Annotated in this window: 22 protein-coding genes, 3 tRNA genes and 1 pseudogene; 16 read left to right on the top strand and 10 right to left on the bottom strand. The window is 44.2% G+C overall.

The annotated features are described in order from the left end of the window. From ACWOEX_RS04845 to nadE, 4 genes are all read left to right on the top strand, one after another. On the top strand, positions 1–1,155 hold the full coding sequence (locus tag ACWOEX_RS04845; RefSeq protein ID WP_455298392.1) for a hypothetical protein: 1,155 nt from the start codon (positions 1–3) through the stop codon (positions 1,153–1,155). A gap of 166 nt (positions 1,156–1,321) precedes the next feature. Beyond that, on the top strand, positions 1,322–2,719 hold the full coding sequence (locus ACWOEX_RS04840) for a sugar transferase (protein ID WP_455298391.1): 1,398 nt from the start codon (positions 1,322–1,324) through the stop codon (positions 2,717–2,719). Positions 2,720–2,833: 114 nt separating this feature from the next. Beyond that, positions 2,834–4,303, top strand: coding sequence for a nicotinate phosphoribosyltransferase (locus ACWOEX_RS04835; protein ID WP_455298390.1), 1,470 nt, complete (start codon positions 2,834–2,836; stop codon positions 4,301–4,303). Positions 4,304–4,312: 9 nt separating this feature from the next. Continuing rightward, positions 4,313–5,134 carry an ammonia-dependent NAD(+) synthetase gene (nadE, locus tag ACWOEX_RS04830; RefSeq protein ID WP_455298389.1) on the top strand — a complete coding sequence of 274 codons (822 nt, stop codon included), beginning with the start codon at positions 4,313–4,315 and terminating at the stop codon, positions 5,132–5,134. A 374-nt stretch (positions 5,135–5,508) separates the two neighbouring features. Here the strand turns inward: nadE and ACWOEX_RS04825 are convergent, their stop codons facing one another. Both ACWOEX_RS04825 and ACWOEX_RS04820 read right to left on the bottom strand, forming a co-directional pair. Next, positions 5,509–5,904, bottom strand: a complete 396-nt coding sequence (locus ACWOEX_RS04825; RefSeq protein ID WP_455298387.1) for a hypothetical protein — start codon at positions 5,902–5,904, stop codon at positions 5,509–5,511. Between the two features lie 325 nt (positions 5,905–6,229). Continuing rightward, positions 6,230–6,475, bottom strand: a complete 246-nt coding sequence (locus ACWOEX_RS04820; protein WP_455298386.1) for a DUF896 domain-containing protein — start codon at positions 6,473–6,475, stop codon at positions 6,230–6,232. A 137-nt stretch (positions 6,476–6,612) separates the two neighbouring features. On the opposite strand from ACWOEX_RS04820, the gene tsaB reads away from it, so the two are divergent. From tsaB to tsaD, 3 genes are read left to right on the top strand one after another with little or no spacing between them, the layout of a single operon-like run. Further along, on the top strand, positions 6,613–7,365 hold the full coding sequence (tsaB, locus tag ACWOEX_RS04815) for a tRNA (adenosine(37)-N6)-threonylcarbamoyltransferase complex dimerization subunit type 1 TsaB (RefSeq protein WP_455298385.1): 753 nt from the start codon (positions 6,613–6,615) through the stop codon (positions 7,363–7,365). After that, entirely contained in the window at positions 7,349–7,951 is a 603-nt protein-coding gene (rimI, locus tag ACWOEX_RS04810) for a ribosomal protein S18-alanine N-acetyltransferase (RefSeq protein WP_455298384.1), read from the top strand. The genes tsaB and rimI overlap by 17 nt, the downstream gene beginning before the upstream one ends. A 15-nt stretch (positions 7,952–7,966) precedes the next feature. Beyond that, the gene (tsaD, locus tag ACWOEX_RS04805) at positions 7,967–8,989 is read left to right on the top strand and encodes a tRNA (adenosine(37)-N6)-threonylcarbamoyltransferase complex transferase subunit TsaD (RefSeq protein WP_455298382.1); all 1,023 of its coding nucleotides are present in this window, start codon (positions 7,967–7,969) and stop codon (positions 8,987–8,989) included. A gap of 64 nt (positions 8,990–9,053) precedes the next feature. Here the strand turns inward: tsaD and ACWOEX_RS04800 are convergent, their stop codons facing one another. The 6 genes from ACWOEX_RS04800 to ACWOEX_RS04775 all read right to left on the bottom strand — a co-directional run bounded on the left by ACWOEX_RS04800 (position 9,054) and on the right by ACWOEX_RS04775 (position 11,962). After that, on the bottom strand, positions 9,054–9,998 hold the full coding sequence (locus tag ACWOEX_RS04800; RefSeq protein WP_455298381.1) for a DNA/RNA non-specific endonuclease: 945 nt from the start codon (positions 9,996–9,998) through the stop codon (positions 9,054–9,056). A 72-nt stretch (positions 9,999–10,070) separates the two neighbouring features. Then, a tRNA-Leu gene (locus ACWOEX_RS04795) sits at positions 10,071–10,152 on the bottom strand. Between the two features lie 11 nt (positions 10,153–10,163). Continuing rightward, positions 10,164–10,236: transfer RNA gene (locus ACWOEX_RS04790), tRNA-Lys, on the bottom strand. A 5-nt stretch (positions 10,237–10,241) separates the two neighbouring features. Further along, positions 10,242–10,314, bottom strand: a tRNA-Val gene (locus tag ACWOEX_RS04785). Positions 10,315–11,001: 687 nt separating this feature from the next. Beyond that, positions 11,002–11,313 (bottom strand): hypothetical protein, encoded by a 312-nt coding sequence (locus tag ACWOEX_RS04780; RefSeq protein ID WP_455298379.1) that lies wholly within the window; start codon positions 11,311–11,313, stop codon positions 11,002–11,004. A 472-nt stretch (positions 11,314–11,785) separates the two neighbouring features. Continuing rightward, a complete protein-coding gene (locus ACWOEX_RS04775) occupies positions 11,786–11,962 on the bottom strand; it encodes a hypothetical protein (RefSeq protein WP_455298378.1) in 177 nt (58 codons plus the stop codon). A 212-nt stretch (positions 11,963–12,174) separates the two neighbouring features. On the opposite strand from ACWOEX_RS04775, the gene ACWOEX_RS04770 reads away from it, so the two are divergent. The 8 genes and pseudogenes from ACWOEX_RS04770 to ACWOEX_RS04735 all read left to right on the top strand — a co-directional run bounded on the left by ACWOEX_RS04770 (position 12,175) and on the right by ACWOEX_RS04735 (position 15,952). Further along, positions 12,175–12,330 (top strand): hypothetical protein, encoded by a 156-nt coding sequence (locus ACWOEX_RS04770; RefSeq protein WP_455298376.1) that lies wholly within the window; start codon positions 12,175–12,177, stop codon positions 12,328–12,330. Positions 12,331–12,342: 12 nt separating this feature from the next. Beyond that, complete coding sequence (locus ACWOEX_RS04765) at positions 12,343–12,495, top strand: hypothetical protein (RefSeq protein WP_455298374.1); 153 nt, start codon at positions 12,343–12,345, stop codon at positions 12,493–12,495. Between the two features lie 86 nt (positions 12,496–12,581). Continuing rightward, the gene (locus ACWOEX_RS04760) at positions 12,582–13,109 is read left to right on the top strand and encodes a type 1 glutamine amidotransferase domain-containing protein (protein WP_455298373.1); all 528 of its coding nucleotides are present in this window, start codon (positions 12,582–12,584) and stop codon (positions 13,107–13,109) included. A 177-nt stretch (positions 13,110–13,286) separates the two neighbouring features. Then, positions 13,287–13,613: a cysteine peptidase family C39 domain-containing protein gene (locus tag ACWOEX_RS04755; protein WP_455298371.1), complete on the top strand. Its 327-nt coding sequence runs from the start codon at positions 13,287–13,289 to the stop codon at positions 13,611–13,613. After that, positions 13,594–13,875: a hypothetical protein gene (locus ACWOEX_RS04750; protein WP_455298370.1), complete on the top strand. Its 282-nt coding sequence runs from the start codon at positions 13,594–13,596 to the stop codon at positions 13,873–13,875. Before ACWOEX_RS04755 ends, ACWOEX_RS04750 begins: the two co-directional genes overlap by 20 nt. Before the next feature lie 12 nt (positions 13,876–13,887). Beyond that, positions 13,888–14,112, top strand: a pseudogene (locus tag ACWOEX_RS04745) (LytTR family transcriptional regulator DNA-binding domain-containing protein); the annotation flags it as partial. Positions 14,113–14,587: 475 nt separating this feature from the next. Continuing rightward, positions 14,588–15,268, top strand: coding sequence for a DUF4357 domain-containing protein (locus tag ACWOEX_RS04740; protein WP_455298368.1), 681 nt, complete (start codon positions 14,588–14,590; stop codon positions 15,266–15,268). Between the two features lie 144 nt (positions 15,269–15,412). Next, positions 15,413–15,952, top strand: coding sequence for an NADPH-dependent FMN reductase (locus tag ACWOEX_RS04735; RefSeq protein WP_455298366.1), 540 nt, complete (start codon positions 15,413–15,415; stop codon positions 15,950–15,952). 79 nt (positions 15,953–16,031) lie between these two features. On the opposite strand, the gene ACWOEX_RS04730 is transcribed toward ACWOEX_RS04735, so the two are convergent. Next, a complete protein-coding gene (locus ACWOEX_RS04730; protein WP_455298364.1) occupies positions 16,032–16,223 on the bottom strand; it encodes an aldose epimerase family protein in 192 nt (63 codons plus the stop codon). A gap of 245 nt (positions 16,224–16,468) precedes the next feature. Here ACWOEX_RS04730 and ACWOEX_RS04725 point away from each other — a divergent pair, with 245 nt between their 5' ends. Next, positions 16,469–16,645 carry a hypothetical protein gene (locus tag ACWOEX_RS04725; protein ID WP_455298362.1) on the top strand — a complete coding sequence of 59 codons (177 nt, stop codon included), beginning with the start codon at positions 16,469–16,471 and terminating at the stop codon, positions 16,643–16,645. A gap of 204 nt (positions 16,646–16,849) precedes the next feature. Here the strand turns inward: ACWOEX_RS04725 and ACWOEX_RS04720 are convergent, their stop codons facing one another. Further along, the gene (locus ACWOEX_RS04720) at positions 16,850–17,059 is read right to left on the bottom strand and encodes a hypothetical protein (protein WP_455298361.1); all 210 of its coding nucleotides are present in this window, start codon (positions 17,057–17,059) and stop codon (positions 16,850–16,852) included. Between the last annotated feature and the right edge of the window lie 60 nt (positions 17,060–17,119).

Raw genomic sequence — 17,119 nt, 5'->3', positions numbered from 1 at the left:
GTGAAAGATAAAAACATACATTGGGGTCGCATTATCGTGATGGCATTATCGCTCCTCTTGATTGTCGGTGCAGGGGCGTATGCAGCCGTGCAGGAGGTCGACTTGCATCAGGAGACGAAAACGAAAGCAGCCCAGAATGTCCAGAAGGAGATCGAAGCGCTGTACTTTGAGGACGGCAGTACATTCTTGAAGAAGGGTATTCAGGAATCGGAAGTCACCAAGGTGCGCCAGGCGGTCGATGAGCTGAACGATCGTAATGAAGAGAAACCAGGCGTCGAAGCGATGATGGTGGATGCTGAGGAGCGCTTTGAAGCGTTAACGTTCCTCGATAAATACTTCGAGACGGCGGACAGTGAACCACCGATTAACGGTGATGAGATTGCCGGGTTGGTCGTGATTTCTGACGATACGAAAGCCGAAGATCTCAAAAACTTCAAAAACAAATTTTCAGATCAGATGGGTAAGGAAGATGATCCGTTCTTTGCATCGGTGAAGAAGATTGTCGATGAAGGAACGACGCAACTCAAGACGTCGAATGATTTCCAAGCAAAAGTGAAGCAGCTGGAATCGAACAATAACTTGACCTATGAAGAACTCGATGAACGGATTCAAGAACTGTTAGCGCGCGTTGATGAACTCGATAATAAGCTCTTAGCGAAGAAACTTAAATCATTCATCTTGAATTCATACAGCACGTTGAGTGATCAGATTGCGGCACGTTTAGAACAGGAAGCACGAGCAGCGAACGAATCGGAAGATCGTGTCAAAGAAATTCAAGAAGCTATCAAAGCACAGCGTGAAAAGGTTCAACAAGAGAATGAACGTGTGAACCAGGATAGCGATCAGAAGATACAACAGCAGGCAGAGGAGACGGGACGTACACAGGTACCGCTTCCGCAGCAACCGCAACAGCCACAACCGCAGCCACAACAACCAAGTAACCCGGCACCTGCACCGCAGCCGAATCCACAACCACAGCCTGAGCTACAACCGGAACCGCCAGCACCAGAACAGCCACAACCGGAACCGGAAACGCCGGCACCAGCGCCAGAGCCAGAACAACCGGCGCCAAAACCGGAAGCACCGAGCGATGGTCGAGTGAAGACGGACAGTGCGGGAGACGGTAAATATTACTTCTTCGACAATGGCAAATAGTTGAATAACGAATGAAATCGGTAGGAAAACTACCGATTTTTTTAATTTTAAGGAAAATTTTAACAGACAGACGGGGCAATCAGAATTAGCTATGTTAAAATAGCTCTGTATATTTTGAATCGCTACGATCCATTGCGGTCGAAAGCTCTTTTGGAGGAGTTTCACTATGCAGAAGAATGGAGAGTGGACGAATTGGGTGCGTATGGTGATCTGCGCAGCTGAATCGCTCATACTCTTTTTATCATATATTTTGTCGTTTTTAATTCGGTTCCAGAGTCGCTATATTCCGCGTCAGAACGGTATGGCGTTCCAACAATTGGTGCCGTGGATCATTTTGATTTTCATCGTGTTTAACTTATTGTCCGGGATTTACGTCCTCTACAATAAGACGAAGGGAGATCTGCTCTTCATCACGATTATTACTCAGGGGTTACTAGCTGGGGTAACGATGGTGTTGTCTTTCGTTAGTCGCAGTTTTGCCTTCCCGCGCTCGGTGATTTTGATCGAATTCTTAGTCAGCGTGCTCCTACTCTATCTGTTCCGCTGGTTGATTTTTACCGTATATCGTCGCTATTCATCGACGAAGCGGATCATGATCGTTGGGGAACAGTCGAAGGTGTACGCCGCTGTCTATAACTTCCAAAGCAGTAAGAGTGCGCGCCATATCGTGACGCACGTTGTCACCTCGAACTACTACGAAAATGTGCGCCATCACCTCGACGACATCGATATCGTCTACCTCGCCTCTGCGATTGATGAAAATGAAAAGCTGAATATCTACTCGTTATTAATGCGTGAAGGTAAGAAGCTGTTCCTCAACTCGCAGTTCGAGAACTTAGTGATGGTGAGCCCAAATATCATGAACTTCGAGGATGAGTCGATTATCGAAACGAGCGATTTCCGTATTCCGAGCGATCAGGCACTGATCAAACGTGTCTTCGACATTGTCGTTTCCTTGATTATGATTATTTTGACGTCACCAATTATGTTGTTGACAGCATTGGCGATCAAATTGACTTCGAAAGGGCCGGTATTTTATCGTCAGGTGCGTATCACGCTCGGTGAACAGGAATTCGATATTTTGAAATTCCGTTCGATGTACACCGACTCCGAACAGAAGACGGGACCGATTATTGCGCGTGCCCACGATGACCGTATTACACCGGTCGGGCGCTTTATCCGTGCCGTCCGCATCGATGAATTGCCGCAGCTCTTCAACATCTTGAAGGGCGACATGTCCTTAATCGGGCCGCGTCCGGAACGTCCGTTCTTCGTCGATCAGTTCGAGAAGGAGAATCCGTACTACTACCTCCGCCACAGCGTGAAAGCCGGTTTGACCGGGTACGCACAGGTTTACGGGAAATATGCGACCGACTTCAATAGTAAATTGAACTTCGACCTCATCTATATCAAGACCTATTCCTTGATTCTCGATTTGAAGATTATGCTTCAGACCGTGAAGATTCTCTTCGAAAAAGTCTCCAGTAGCGGGGTGGATGAGGAAAATCCACATATCGTGACAGAGGCCGATATCAAAGGTATGGGCATTAAAATTATTGACTAATTGACTGACTCTCGCTCTGAGCGAGAGTTTTCTGTTTATCAGTGAAAAGTGATACAATGTAAGGGTTATAACAGATTACTTTTTACGATGTGTTGACTCAAGGAGGACTCATCAATGACATTATATCCAGATGACGGGTTGGCGCTTCACACCGACCTCTACGAAATTAATATGATCAAGGTCTACTTCGATGAAGGTAGAGCCGAACAGCGTGCGATTTTTGAAGCGTACTACCGTGAAAATCCGTTCCAAAATGGTTACGGCATCTTCGTCGGTCTGGAACGCGTACTCAACTATTTAGAGAATTTGACGTTTACTGAAACAGATATCGAATACTTGCGTGAAACGCAGGATTACTCGGAAAAATTCTTGGAATATTTGAGTAATTACCGCTTTACTGGTACCGTGCGTTCCATGGTCGAAGGGGAGGTCTGCTTCCCGAATGAACCGTTGATGCAGATCGAAGGGACGTTAACCGATTGCCAGTTGATTGAAACGGCGATCTTGAATGTGATCAACTTCCAGACATTGATCGCTACCAAAGCAGCGCGTATCCGCAGTGTGGCACCGAACGACACGATTATGGAATTTGGTTCCCGTCGTGCACAGGAAATGGATGCGGCCGTTTGGGGAACACGTGCAGCATACATCGGTGGGTTCGATTCCACGAGTAACGTCCGCGCGGGTAAAACACTCGGCATCCCAGCTTCTGGTACCCATGCACATGCGTTAGTTCAGGCCTACCGTGACGACTACAGCGCGTTCAAAGCATACGCCACATCGCATCACGACTGCGTGTTCTTAGTGGATACGTACGACGTATTGAACTCCGGTGTGCCGAACGCCATTCGTGTGGCAGATGAACTCGGCGATAAGATTAACTTTATCGGGGTACGTTTGGACAGCGGGGACTTAACTTATCTTTCAAAACGTGTCCGTGAAATGCTTGATAAAGCAGGCTACGAAGATGCGATTATCGTGGCCTCGAATGACCTCGACGAAAAAACGATCTTGAACCTCAGAATGCAGGGCGCGAAGATCGACTCGTGGGGTGTCGGGACACGTATTATTACGGGCCACGATCAACCAGCGCTCGGTGGTGTCTACAAGATGGCTGCGATCGAAAACGAAGACGGTGAAATGGTGCCAACGATGAAGATTTCCTCCTCACCGGTCAAGACATCGACACCAGGACGTAAACAGATCTGGCGTATCACGAGTGGTGACGATGGCAAGTCTGAAGGGGACTACATCGCTTTGGCGGACGAAACGATCGATACTGACAGCGAACTCTTTATGTTCCATCCGACCTACACCTACATCAACAAGACGGTCAAAAATTTCCACGCACGTCCATTGCTTCAGACTGTGATGGAAGACGGGAAATTGGTTTACGACAAACCAGAACTCGACGACATCAAAGCGAACGCGACGCATCGTTTGGACGATTTGTGGGACGAATACAAACGTATCCTGAACCCAGAATCCTACCCGGTTGACTTGTCACAGAAATTGTATGACTTGAAGATGGCAAGCATCAAGGTAATCAGAGAACACGTTGCACAGAAAAACAGCGAAAACTAAGGAAACATCATGAATAAACAATCAGAAATCCGTCAAGAACTCCGTGTCGCTTCGAGTATCGACCCAAAAGCTGAAATTGAAAAGAGTATTCAACTCATGGTCGACTATGTCAATCAGTACGATTTTGTACAGTCGCTCGTGCTCGGCATTAGCGGCGGTCAGGATTCCACATTAGTGGGGCGACTTGCTCAGCTTGCGGTCGAACGCCTGCGTGATTCGGGACGTGACGTTCAGTTTATCGCGGTGCGCCTGCCCTACGGTGTGCAGGCTGACGATGACGATGCGACTAAAGCGCTCGACTTTATCCAGCCGGATGTGGTACGTACCGTGAATATCAAACCGGCCGTCGATGCGCAGGTCGAAAGCCTCAAAGCAGCCGGCGAAACGATCTCTGACTACAACAAAGGCAACATCAAAGCTCGTCAGCGCATGATCACGCAGTATGCGATTGCGGGTGCGCATGCGGGAGTTGTTTTGGGGACAGATCACGCGGCCGAAGCCGTCACTGGGTTCTACACGAAATTCGGTGATGGTGCCGCCGATCTCACTCCGATCTGGCGCCTCAACAAACGTCAGGGACGCGCCATGCTTGAAGCGCTCGATTGCCCACCGGAACTCTACGAAAAAATTCCGATGGCCGATCTAGAAGAGGATAAACCGCAGCAACCCGATGAGGAAACGCTCGGTGTCACGTATGAAGCTATCGATAATTACCTCGAAGGTAAAGTTATCTCGGCTTCCGATGCGGAGATAATCGAACAACATTACATGAAATCCGCCCACAAACGTCACCTACCGATTACGGTATTCGATGACTGGTGGCGAGGATAAAACGATAGAAACTGACGATAGCTGTCTTCGAGTTATCGGTTCATAAACAAATTTGACTGATGGAAAACAAAAAACTGTTTTTCATCAGTTTTTTGTGCATACAAAAAGCGCACAGTTTCTCTGAATCAAATACTGTGCGCAATAGACAATGGGATGGCGCTTACCCTCCATTGAGAAAGTTAGAAATAAAGAGAATCAATGAGGCAATACCAATAATCACTTCGCCGTAATGTATCAATCGATTCTTATCTTTAACGATATTTTCGATTAAAAAAATTTGAGAAATACATATTAAGGCTAGCAAATCTGTTGAATAGAAAATGTATCCTAGCAGATAAATAATGAACAACAGGATAGGTAGATTATTGATATTGTTATTCAAAGCATTCACCTTTAATTTCTTTAATTCCTAAGATTACAGAACTTGAGATTACAGAACTTGTTTCAACCAGCGCTGCACCAAATTTTGAAATGTTTTCAGCAGAAAAACCATTTCTTGCAATGGCCATAAGAGCAGTAGCTGCAGCTTTTATCCCTCCTGCATCAGAAACAAATTTTTTGATCTTTGCAAGCATTCCTACACCAACAGCAGTAGTTCCTACTGCCCACGTTACAGCGTCTACACATCCCCAAAAGCTCCTAAGTTGAGATTCATTTACAAAATGTAAATCAATTTCTTTACTGAGCATATAGGCATCAATTTCTGCTTGATCACCCTCATCTAACATGTCCTGTGGCATTTCATCAATAGCCGTAAAAACTAATATCATGGCTTCTTAAGATAAATCGCGAAAAGTATTTTCTGGAATAGAAATATCATTCGTGCTAGTAACGTATACTATTTGCGTAGAAGGTGGAACTATAACATTGAGTCCTATAATACTAAGGAGTAATAGGATAAAGGTTTTTAGTTTCCTGCTCATAAAATACTCCTTTTAAAATATTAAGTAGGGTGTTTGTAAGTCTTTGACAATTACAATATAACATAAATCAAACATAAAAGAAAACGTTTTCTTGTATAAAGTGAGAATTATTAGGAGATATTAAGCATGTAATCAAAAAAGACGAAAGCCAATTCAGGACTTTCGTCTTTTCTTATTTCTCGTTCGGTTTTCGTGGGTGTTTGCGACGTTCTTTTTCACGTTTGAGTTTTTCCGGTGTGATGTCGTTACCATCCGGGTCAACCACCTTCGTGTTCATCAATACGGATTTGAAGCTGGCGCGGAACTGTCTGAGGTATTCCTGGCGCAATTTCTGCTGTTCAGCTTTTTCCTCGTCAGTCAGTGTGCCTTCTTTTTGTTTTTTAGCGAGTTCGTTAATACGTGGTAATAATTCATCCATTGCGGTCACCTCCAATTGTGCGTTAACTGTTGTAGCATAGCATAACCATGCACAGAATGAAAAGGAGGCGCGTTGTAACGATCGGGTGGATTTGTTAGAATGGATAGGAATTTTTAGGTGTTTTGGGAGGTCTCGTGGTGAAAAGTTTAGTGTTGGATACATCAGCAACAGCGATGAGCGTGGCGTTCGTGGAATATGAGGATGACCGCAAAGAGGGGATCGTACGCGCGGAAACGTTGACGAATACGAAGATCAAGCACTCCAAGCAGCTCGTTCCCGTCATCTCCAATATGATGACAGCGATCAACTGGACGCCAGCGATGCTTGATGAAGTCATCGTTACGAAAGGTCCCGGTTCCTATACCGGTCTGCGTATCGGCATCACCCTCGCCAAAACGCTCGCGAGCGATCTGAACCTCTCGCTATACAGCCTCTCTTCACTCGCCGCACTGACCGCAAATGTGCGCGCAGATAATGCTCGGATCTATACCTTCCTCGATGCCCGCCGTCGTACGGTTTTTGCGGGTAGCTACCAAAAGACAGGTGATCAGCTCGACACGCTAGATGAAGGCTACTTTAGCTTCGATGATTGGCTCAAACAAGTGATTGAAGACAGCGCAGCCCTCGAGACGGTATACTTCGTCAGTCCAGAAATCGCCGATTATGAGGATGCGATCAGCAAAGTATTCGGTGAACGTGCGGTCTGCCTGCAGGGGACAGACAGCGTCATTCAAGCGTCTCAGTTCTACCGTTTACCACTCGCTGAAGAAGACGCAGCGATTTTCCGTCCAACGTATTTGAAACAATCGGAAGCCGAAGAACAGTGGGCGGCTAAGAACCCCGAACAGGTGACAGGCGAGGACGGTCAGTACGTTGAGCGCGTGGACTAAACGTATTAAGCGAAAAATCCAAAAAATCCGAGCCAATATTCGCGCAAATTGGGCGCGATTACTGACGCCACCTTTGCATACGCAGTTGGCATTATCCGAGACAGTGATTCCGCTTCGAAATGGGCAGGAACTCGTGCTCACACTCTCGAAGTCCTCCCCCTCACTGATCGAAGACATGGTCGAACTTGAACATCTGGCCTACGACGATAAAGTGATGTGGCAGGCGATGGATTTTTTTGAGGATATCGCCATGAATCCGCGGACGTTCTACATTCAGGCATTTATCGCGGGCGAACTCGTCGGCTTTATCGGTTGTCGCAAGGATCAAAACGACCTTCACATCTCCAATTTAGCGGTTATGCCTAACCAACAGGGCAAAGGGATCGGAACGATTCTCCTCGACCAGGCAGTCAAACAGCTTAGTGCGGTCAACCGTGACATCATCACGTTGGAAGTCCGCCTCACCAATCGTGCGGCGCAGCGCTTCTACAAGAGTCATGGTTTTCAGGTGGTAGATCGCCTCGCCGACTATTACACAGATAATCAGGAAGACGCGTTATTGATGCGCGCGTTTTATAATCAATAGAAAGGAAGCAGCGTTGTGGCAACTATTTTAGCGATTGAATCGAGTTGTGACGAAACCTCAGCAGCCGTAATCAAGGACGGACAGACGATTTTATCCCACGTGATCGCCACACAGATCAAGAGTCATATGCGTTTCGGCGGTGTCGTGCCGGAAGTGGCGGGGCGTCATCACGTTGAGAAAATCAGTCAGGTGTTAGAAGCGGCGATGGCAGAATCTGAATTAATATGGGATGAAATCGATGCGATTGCGGTTACGAAAGGCCCGGGTCTCGTCGGCTCACTCTTGATCGGCATCACTGCAGCGAAAGCACTCGCCTTCGCACACAACAAACCACTCATCGGAACGGATCATATCGCAGGGCATATCTATGCGAACCAGCTCGTCGAACCGCTCCAATTCCCATTGATGGCGCTGGTGGTCAGCGGTGGGCATACGGAACTCATCTATATGCCGGAGGACGGTGTATTTGAACCCATCGGCGAAACGCGCGACGATGCGGTCGGCGAAGCCTACGACAAGGTCGGCCGCGTACTCGACTTGCCGTATCCAGGCGGCAAAAAGATGGATGAACTCGCACAGATCGGGGAGGATACTTACGATTATCCGCGCCCAATGCTTGTGGAAGAGAACTTCGACTTCAGCTTTAGTGGGTTGAAGTCGGCAGTCATCAACCATCGCCACAATGCTGAACAACGCGGTGAAACGCTCGTTCAGGAAAATATCGCAGCCAGTTTCCAAGCAGCTGTGGTGGAAACCTTAGTGACGAAAACGATGCGCGCGATCGACCAGTATCCGGTCAAACAGCTCCTTCTCGCTGGTGGAGTTGCGGCCAATTCCGGACTGCGCCAGGGACTCAAGCAGGCGTTAATTGAGGCACATCCGAACGTTAAATTATCCATCCCACCACTCAAACTCTGCGGAGATAATGCGGCGATGATCGGTGCTTACGCTGATACCCAGTATCGCAATGGTGAGTTTTCCGATCTTATGCTCGATGCCATCCCAGGACTCGACATCGAAGACTCATCCATTAAATAAAATAAGTATGAAAAAACGGGAATCGCTAGTCACAGCTGTGATTAACGGTTCCCGTTTTGTTATGTTATTCATGATTGCTACCATCGGAGTAGTCGATGGTGATGCCCGGTTGTCGGTTTGGTACATACACATTGAAGCAGAGATCTTCGCCGTTATCTTCGATGGAGAAACCTTCCATGAAAATCCCTGAAGCGAGTAGGTTGTTGCCTTCGAATACTGGCGTGATGCGGTAACGCACGCGGTTACCGGTCTGCTCAATGTAGTTAGCGACGAAGTTTTCAAACGGCAGCATGCCTTCGACGTTGAACCAACGTGTCCCGGTCATGAGATTCTCGGGTTCATTTTCGCTACCGGCGAGCTGGAAGCCGATCAAGTGACTGCGGTTGTAGAGCCAGCCACCGGATACGCTATCGTATTTGTTCTGTTGCCAGCCAGTCGGTTTAATATTGCCATCCATCTGTCCGCGTTCATTGGCGGGCATCAATTCTTCATCCAGTAGCGCATCCGCAACGGTCACGCGACCTAAATGATCGAGCGCGCCGTAGTTCGCATACGGTTCAGTCGCGGTGAGATCCGCATTGGTGAAGTAGGGGATATTGTTATTGACGGTGACATAAGTCTCACCCTCCGGCACATCCGGGATAGTGATCTGATCTGGTTTTTCGTTACCAGAAAGTTCAACGGGCGATTGCCCCTGAGTGGCTGATTGATTGGTATTGCTATTTCCACTCGGCGCTGTCCCATAACCACTATTACTTCCCGATGATTGCGACTGCAAGGTTCCAGGTTCCGGATTATAGAAAACTTCGGACGGTGAATTGCCGTTCCCCTGCAACATGAATGCCACCAGCAGGAGGATGAGTCCGACTGGCAGTGAAAGCAGAGAGTTAGTGGATGATTTTTTCTTAGATTTTGATTTTGTATTTTGAGATTTGGTGTTGAAATAATTGATCAGCCCGATAATCGGAATTAAAATCGCGATGATCATAATCACCGTCGCTAATGACATCGTTTACCGCTCCTCCTAAAGAAAACGGACGCTTCCCACACAGAAACGCCCGTCTCACACGTCAACTATTAATGCGAGAGAAGGGAGTTGAACCCTCACGTCTACTAGACACTACCGCCTGAAGATAGCGCGTCTGCCATTCCGCCACTCTCGCAAAATAAAAAATGATTCGTGGGAGGCTCGAACTCCCGACCCTCTGATTAAAAGTCAGATGCTCTACCAACTGAGCTAACGAATCATTAATGGAGAATGAGGGGATCGAACCCCCGACATCCTGCTTGTAAGGCAGACGCTCTCCCAGCTGAGCTAATTCTCCGTAACATCACATCTATTTACTGCGACCTAATTATTATAGGTGAACTTTCGGATGAAGTCAATGAGAAATAGGACACAAAATTAGTGATGTTGACGTAATTGAAAAAGATTAAAAAACAGAATAACTGATAATAAAGATAATACTAAAAATGAGACTAGGCTGTATCATTTCAAAATGCATTAAAACATAAAATAAGATACCAATAATAAGTAGCGAACTATTTAGTATTTTATAATGATTAAATTGCAGTGGGAGAATAAGATTTGTGGCAATGCCGAATAATCAAATCGAATTGATATCTTTTAAAACAATGGCAAATAATAGCAAAATGAAAAATACGGTAGCGAATATTTTTCTAATGGTCGCAGATACTATCATTGTTTTATTCCTTTCAGCTACGTGATACTTTAAATACACTAACATATCGCATGTAGTATCCCTCAGAAAAAATCTCCCTTACTTTTCAAGTTTGGGAGATCAGTTAGTATTATTCTTTCGGTTTTCTAATCATCATGCCAATAACTACAGCAACAATGAAGAATAGAAAAGAATAAAAAGTGATATGCTCATATGAAGCTAATTCCAATGTATAAAAATAACTCATACATAGCGGAATCGCGATAATTAGTAATTTTATTAGTTCAGGTATGTTATACAAAAATTGATGTATTTTCTTCATGAAATCACCTATTGATATCCCCAACCAGTTACTGTAATTGAAGGTTGAGCGCCTTGAATATTGATATTCTTCAAGTTTAAATATATCCCTCTACTAGTATCTAATTCTGACAAGGGTATTCCTACTAATTCTAGTACTGCCCCAGTTTTACTAAACCATAGTAGTCCCAATACAATTCCTGCAGCTTGTCCACCATATTTAAAAATTTTAGTGTAGGTTGATGATAAATATAATGTCCATGTGTACTTGCCTGTGGATACAACTTGAGTTTGACCAGCTGCGTGCGTAAGAGAGCTATCTTCAGCAATAGCCTGTTCCACTTCCTTTTGTGTCAAAATATCATATATATCGATACTATTTGCTTGTAATTCATTAAATAATTCTTGATTTGAAAATGAAATAGCTCTGGTATCAGTTTCTCCATTATAAAAATCAATGATATCCTGCTGTCTATTTGATGATAAAAAATTAGTTTCTTCTATAGATTCCTCAGGATATTCTTCTGACGCATGTGCTTCATAGGTAAACTAGCATAATGTTGAAAAATTAATGATCACAACAGAACTTAAGACAAGTAATTTTGCATGTTTCATAAAAGATCTTTTTTTTCTAGTTGACCCATATGCTACATACTATCTTCAAACTAACATATAATGTAATCGGTATCAAGTGGTTAGTTTCGTTATTCATATGCTTTTTAATATTATAATTTGTCTTTATTGGAAATTTTCATAAAAGACAAACCATGCATATCCTCTAAATTCTATTTATAGATCAGAATAAGAATAGTACTCAATAATTCCTATACTTGACGAATTTGATTACAAAATAAACGATCGCAAAGCCTAAATAGTAGAACGAGTTTGCAAAGAAATTAATCGGTAGTAGTAACTCACCGAGAATCACGAGCAGAAAAATGCCGCCCATCACTAGCAGGGTGTCTTTGAATGCATGTTTCAAGTCTTCCATTTGTATCATCCTTTCAACCAATGCGCTCTTGACGATATCCTCATTGTAACGCGAAAATCACAGAAAAAAAGAATTCGGTTTCATATCAAAAAATAATATGCATCCGTTACCAAAAGTTAATCTTTTCACTATTATTTTTGACAATTTCAAAGACTATGATCACTGTGGAATAGATGGTCGATCTATGTCGATCTATAAAGGAGGGAGCCGCCATGAACTCAGACCAATTAAAAATCATTGAGTTATTCGAGCTACTCGATCAATCGCTCGCTGATGGTCAGACGGCCGGGTATTTAGAAATGCAGGCGCGTGTTAGCGAGGTATTAGTGCCATTGAAGCGAAAACCTCTCGGTCAAACGGCAAGTTAAGGGCAGTTGGGAATGTTTGTTCGTGATTTTTCACAAATCATCGTTGCTCATCAATCGCGTTTAACATGGCAACAGCGCATCTACTTCCAAGTTATCAAAGATTACTTCAACCATGCGTCACAATCGATATGTTTCGGCCTGTCCTACCTACCGAGTCAGAGCTAGCGGAGTTTTTTGACTTGCCAAGTGTCGATAAGTTTGTTAAGGTCAAAGATAGACAACATGAAATGAACGTTAAGGAGGTTCTTTACATGGCAAAAGTAGCAATTGTATTAGCAGACAAATTCGAAGACAGTGAATTCTCTGCACCAAAAAAAGCACTTGAACAGGCAGGTCACGAAACATTAATTATCGGTACTGAAAAAGGCGCTGAAGTGACTGGTAAAACTGAAGGTACAGTCGTAACGACTGAAGCATCCTTCAAAGATGTGAAAGCTGATGACTTCGACGCATTGTTGGTACCTGGTGGATACTCCCCAGACGCATTGCGTGCAGACGACGATGCTTTAGCATTCGTTCGTGACATCTTTGCGAAATCATTACCAACCTTCACGATCTGCCACGGGCCACAGTTATTGGTAAACGCTGATGTCTTGAAAGGCACAACCATTACTGCTGTGAAACAAGTTGGTGTTGACGTGAAGAACGCCGGCGCAACCTTCGTTGATGAAGAAGTTGTTGTCGATGACGCACACCACTTGGTATCCAGCCGTACACCAGCTGACTTACCAGCATTTGACAAAACAATCGTAGAAAAATTAGCTGAATGGGCTAAATAATTTTAGTTAAATCATATCAGACGAAGCCCTCAGGATTAGTTCGTTAATTCTGAGGGCTTTTTGTATACGTAAAAACATCTGCTCTTCGTGCACACTTTTCGTGCATTTGAGTTGTGCTGCTCACCACGATTTTCTGCTACGTTAATCGCAATTAGGAGTGTGTGGGGGGTGACATGAATGGCTTTTAAACAGAAATATTATCGCGAACAAGTAGATGAGTCCGATTGTGATGTCGCGTGTCTCGCAATGATATTGGACTATTACGGAAGCTACTATTCACTCGCCACATTACGACAGCAAGCTAAAACCACGCAGGAGGGGACGACTGAACTGAGATTAGTGGAAACCGCTGAGACTCTAGGACTCGATGTGCGAGTCGTTCAGGCGGATATGTCATTGTTTCAGTACAATGACGTGCCCTACCCCCTTTATTGCGTATGTGATCAAAAAACGAACGTCTGCATTTATAACGAGTCATTCAAATATGATGCCACTCGCTTTTGAATCGCACGTGAAGGCCTATGACTTTATTGCGAAAGATTTACCGGAAAAAGATTTTCAGCACAAGATCAATGAATCGCTGTCTCATGCGCTCGAGATGCATGGTATGAATACTTGTCGGCGGATGAAAAAGCCAGACGAGTTGTTCAACTATCACTATCGCCAGCGCAGAGGCGCACAGCTACCTTACGACCAAATTTTATACATTCAAAATATGGAAGAATCGCATCGCCTATTACTCATGGGTCAGCAGGGGAGCATGTAATTTTATGGAAGCCTTAATGACATCCTAGAGAAAGACAACGGACATCACTTTATCAGAGTTAGTCGATTCCTCCTCATCAATCCATTAGCCGTTGATCATATTGATCGTAAGCGCAAAGTCATTGTGTTTAATAACAACATTGAACAAGAAATTTCGTGCCGGCATCTCACACATGTGGATAAGACCATTCAAGAGATAAAATATAGCATCGCCAATCCTGAGAAAAATAATCCTTAAAAAACCATAATAGCTCGCGAAATGCTAAAAATATGTCATTAATGTACAGAATGATGGCTTTCTACGTGCAGTTGTCCGACAGTAGGGCATACTACTGTATGCTGAAGGTATTAGGAAACAAAGCGGAGGTTATTGAAAGGTTACAACATGCGAAGCCGGTAACGCTAGCGACAGTAGCGACAGTGATTTTCGTATTATTTTCGCTCGGTTCAGCATTATGTTTCGAAGCATACACAACACATCTAATTGTTTACCTGCTCGTCAGCGGGGGAGTGTTCTTTCTGATTATGCTGGGAGCATTTAAATGGCTTCAAAATTGCTGATATTAATTAAACATTTCAGACGCTTCTGTGCACAGTGATTAACTGCCAGGGAGGCGTCTTTTTTGTTGGATGCAGCTGATTGACTGAAAGATACTTTTTAAAGTGCAATAAATCTTATATGATAGATAAAAACGAATAAAGGCGAGTTAAATATGACTAAAGGTATCATCTACATTATGACATCCGCGGTAAACGGGCTGATCAAGATCGGCAAGACCGGAATTGGCCAATTCGAAACGCGCATGAACCACTTGGAAAAGAACGGCTACGCGAATGTAGCGGGGCTCAAGCGCAAGTTTGCGATTGCAGTGAATGAGTATGATGAAAAGGAGCAGTTACTGCACCAAATCTTCAATAAGAGCCGTGTGGCGGATACGGAATTGTTTGCGCTGGATGTGGATTTAGTGATTTCGTTGCTGTCATCATTCGACGGTCAGCAGATTTATCCCGAAAATCAGACGAAGGATGCGACATTCGAGGAAGCCGCGGAGGCGACCTCACGCAAAGCTTTCGCACACTTATCTGAGGGAGAATATCACCTCAAGCGGCGTATTAAACGCTTTGACGGCTGTGTTGAAGGCAGAGCGGTTGTAAAGAATGGGACGTTTACGGTCCTGAAGGGCAGTATCTGCGCGCCGCTCGCGCCAAGTTTTGCCTCCAAAGCTCCCGCGATCTGCCAAACAGCCAGAATTGAGAACAATGTCTTAATGGAGGATGTGGTCTGTAGCTCACCATCATCGGCGGCCGCATTAGTTATTGGGAATGCGGCAGACGGCTGGCGAGAGTGGAAAGATGCCAATAATCAGCCGATCGATACGTATCGTGACAATTGATACAATATGAGCTAAAATCGCATGCGTAGGGCTTTCAAATATTTTCCCCAAAAAAGTTGAATTTAGTGCTTTACATGCTTACTAAAATATAGTACTATACTTTAGTAAGTGAATGAGACATTTATTTGGAAGGAGTTTTTACTAATGAAATATGGTGTAATTATCGGTTCTTTACGTGAAGGATCTTACTCTCGTGCAGTTTCTAAAGGTATCATCGCTGGTTTGCCAGAGGATGCAGAAGTAACATACTTGGAGATCGGCCAGTTGCCACTTTACAGCGAAGACTACGACAAGAAGGACATCCCGGAATACACTGAATTCCGTAAAGCTGTTGCTGAACAAGATGCATTCATCTTCGTATCTCCAGAACACAACCGTAACATCCCAGCTGCATTGAAGAATGCATTGGATATTGCTTCTCGTCCAGTTGGCGAAAACGTTTGGGCTGGTAAGCCAGCATTGATTGCGACTGGTTCTACTTCAGGTACGGGTGGAATGCTATCAAATCACTCAATCCGTCAGTCATTAGTATTCCTTGACATGGTTGCTATGCCTCAACCAGAAATGTACTTGAACTTCAGCACGACGTTAAATGAAGACAACACCGTTTCTGAACACTCTGCTGACTACTTGAAGTCTCGTGGCCAGATCTTCGACGAATTTACACACAAGATTTTAGACTAATTATTAGTCATTAAAAATTAACTGAAAAGCTCGCCATTTCTGACGTGCTTTTTTTGTGCCATTGATAGAATGTGATCGATTAAAACGGTTCGAGGATAAACTCTGCATCGAAGGTTTCGCCTGGTGCGAGTGGCACATTAAATGCCGGATGTGCGCCAATCGAGAACGACATTTCATCGTCGTTAGTATTCATCACGCTGTATTTGACGTGAACGTGATCGCCATCGAGCTGATAACCGATGTGCAGTTCGAAATGGTATGGGAATGACAAATGCGACACAGTCGTTAACTGGCGCAACTAACAGTTAAAACTAATACCATATCTTCTTCAGATAAATCGCGAAAAGTATTTTCTGGAATAGAAATATCATTCGTGCTAGTAGCGTATACTATTTGCGTAGAAGGTGGAACTATAACATTGAGTCCTATAATACTAAGGAGTAATAGGATAAAGGTTTTTAGTTTCCTGCTCATAAAATACTCCTTTTAATCATGATCTGCCACGGTCCATAGTTATTGGTAAATGCTGATGTCTTGAAAGGTACAACCATTACTGCTGTGAAACAAGTTGGTGTTGACGTGAAGAACGCCGGCGAACCTTCGTTGATGAAGAAGTTGTTGTCGATGAAGCACACCACTTGGTATCCAGCCGTACACCAGCTGACTTACCAGCATTTGACAAAACAATCGTAGAAAAATTAGCTGAATGAGGTAAATAATCCCGTTAGCTAGGTAATATCAGAGAGCCCTGAGGAGCACCTTGTTGTTTCTCGGGGCTTTTTTGTGCGCGCAAAAACTGATGGGAAGCTATTTTTTGCTTTCCATCAGTTTTATTTGCTTATTCTCAAACATTCATTTAAACATTTCGCCGTCGATTAGCGATTGCCTTTTCAGAAATTATAAATGACAAGCTGGTACTCCTGGTAATTGTGAACTTGGTGGACATTTTGGTAATCCTTTTTGATTTTTGTTTCGATTAGCATTATCTCTTACAATTTTCGAAAGAGCTTCTCTACCCATACAACCTACATCGAAAAAGGCACAAGTTCCACCACCTTTAATAGTTTTTAGTACTTGTTTATCTAACAGTATTACAGCTTTATTCATAAATATCCCTCCCAAATAGTTTCTTGATAACCCATGAATAGATGTAAAAAACTACTATGA

The sequence above is a fragment of the Aerococcus vaginalis genome (assembly GCF_053762225.1).
The sequence above is the reverse complement of the archived record's forward strand: the minus strand, read 5'-3'. Positions and strand labels throughout refer to the sequence as shown.

What these genes read in the sequence shown, in the direction of transcription:
- ACWOEX_RS04840 (WP_455298391.1), top strand. Translation starts at nt 1,322, where the DNA reads ATGCAGAAGAATGGAGAGTGGACGAATTGGGTGCGTATGGTGATCTGC.
- ACWOEX_RS04835 (WP_455298390.1), top strand. Translation starts at nt 2,834, where the DNA reads ATGACATTATATCCAGATGACGGGTTGGCGCTTCACACCGACCTCTAC.
- nadE (WP_455298389.1), top strand. Translation starts at nt 4,313, where the DNA reads ATGAATAAACAATCAGAAATCCGTCAAGAACTCCGTGTCGCTTCGAGT.
- ACWOEX_RS04825 (WP_455298387.1), bottom strand. Translation starts at nt 5,904, where the DNA reads ATGATATTAGTTTTTACGGCTATTGATGAAATGCCACAGGACATGTTA.
- ACWOEX_RS04820 (WP_455298386.1), bottom strand. Translation starts at nt 6,475, where the DNA reads ATGGATGAATTATTACCACGTATTAACGAACTCGCTAAAAAACAAAAA.
- ACWOEX_RS04800 (WP_455298381.1), bottom strand. Translation starts at nt 9,998, where the DNA reads ATGTCATTAGCGACGGTGATTATGATCATCGCGATTTTAATTCCGATT.
- ACWOEX_RS04775 (WP_455298378.1), bottom strand. Translation starts at nt 11,962, where the DNA reads ATGGAAGACTTGAAACATGCATTCAAAGACACCCTGCTAGTGATGGGC.
- ACWOEX_RS04770 (WP_455298376.1), top strand. Translation starts at nt 12,175, where the DNA reads ATGAACTCAGACCAATTAAAAATCATTGAGTTATTCGAGCTACTCGAT.
- ACWOEX_RS04765 (WP_455298374.1), top strand. Translation starts at nt 12,343, where the DNA reads ATGTTTGTTCGTGATTTTTCACAAATCATCGTTGCTCATCAATCGCGT.
- ACWOEX_RS04760 (WP_455298373.1), top strand. Translation starts at nt 12,582, where the DNA reads ATGGCAAAAGTAGCAATTGTATTAGCAGACAAATTCGAAGACAGTGAA.
- ACWOEX_RS04755 (WP_455298371.1), top strand. Translation starts at nt 13,287, where the DNA reads ATGGCTTTTAAACAGAAATATTATCGCGAACAAGTAGATGAGTCCGAT.
- ACWOEX_RS04750 (WP_455298370.1), top strand. Translation starts at nt 13,594, where the DNA reads ATGATGCCACTCGCTTTTGAATCGCACGTGAAGGCCTATGACTTTATT.
- ACWOEX_RS04740 (WP_455298368.1), top strand. Translation starts at nt 14,588, where the DNA reads ATGACTAAAGGTATCATCTACATTATGACATCCGCGGTAAACGGGCTG.
- ACWOEX_RS04735 (WP_455298366.1), top strand. Translation starts at nt 15,413, where the DNA reads ATGAAATATGGTGTAATTATCGGTTCTTTACGTGAAGGATCTTACTCT.
- ACWOEX_RS04720 (WP_455298361.1), bottom strand. Translation starts at nt 17,059, where the DNA reads ATGAATAAAGCTGTAATACTGTTAGATAAACAAGTACTAAAAACTATT.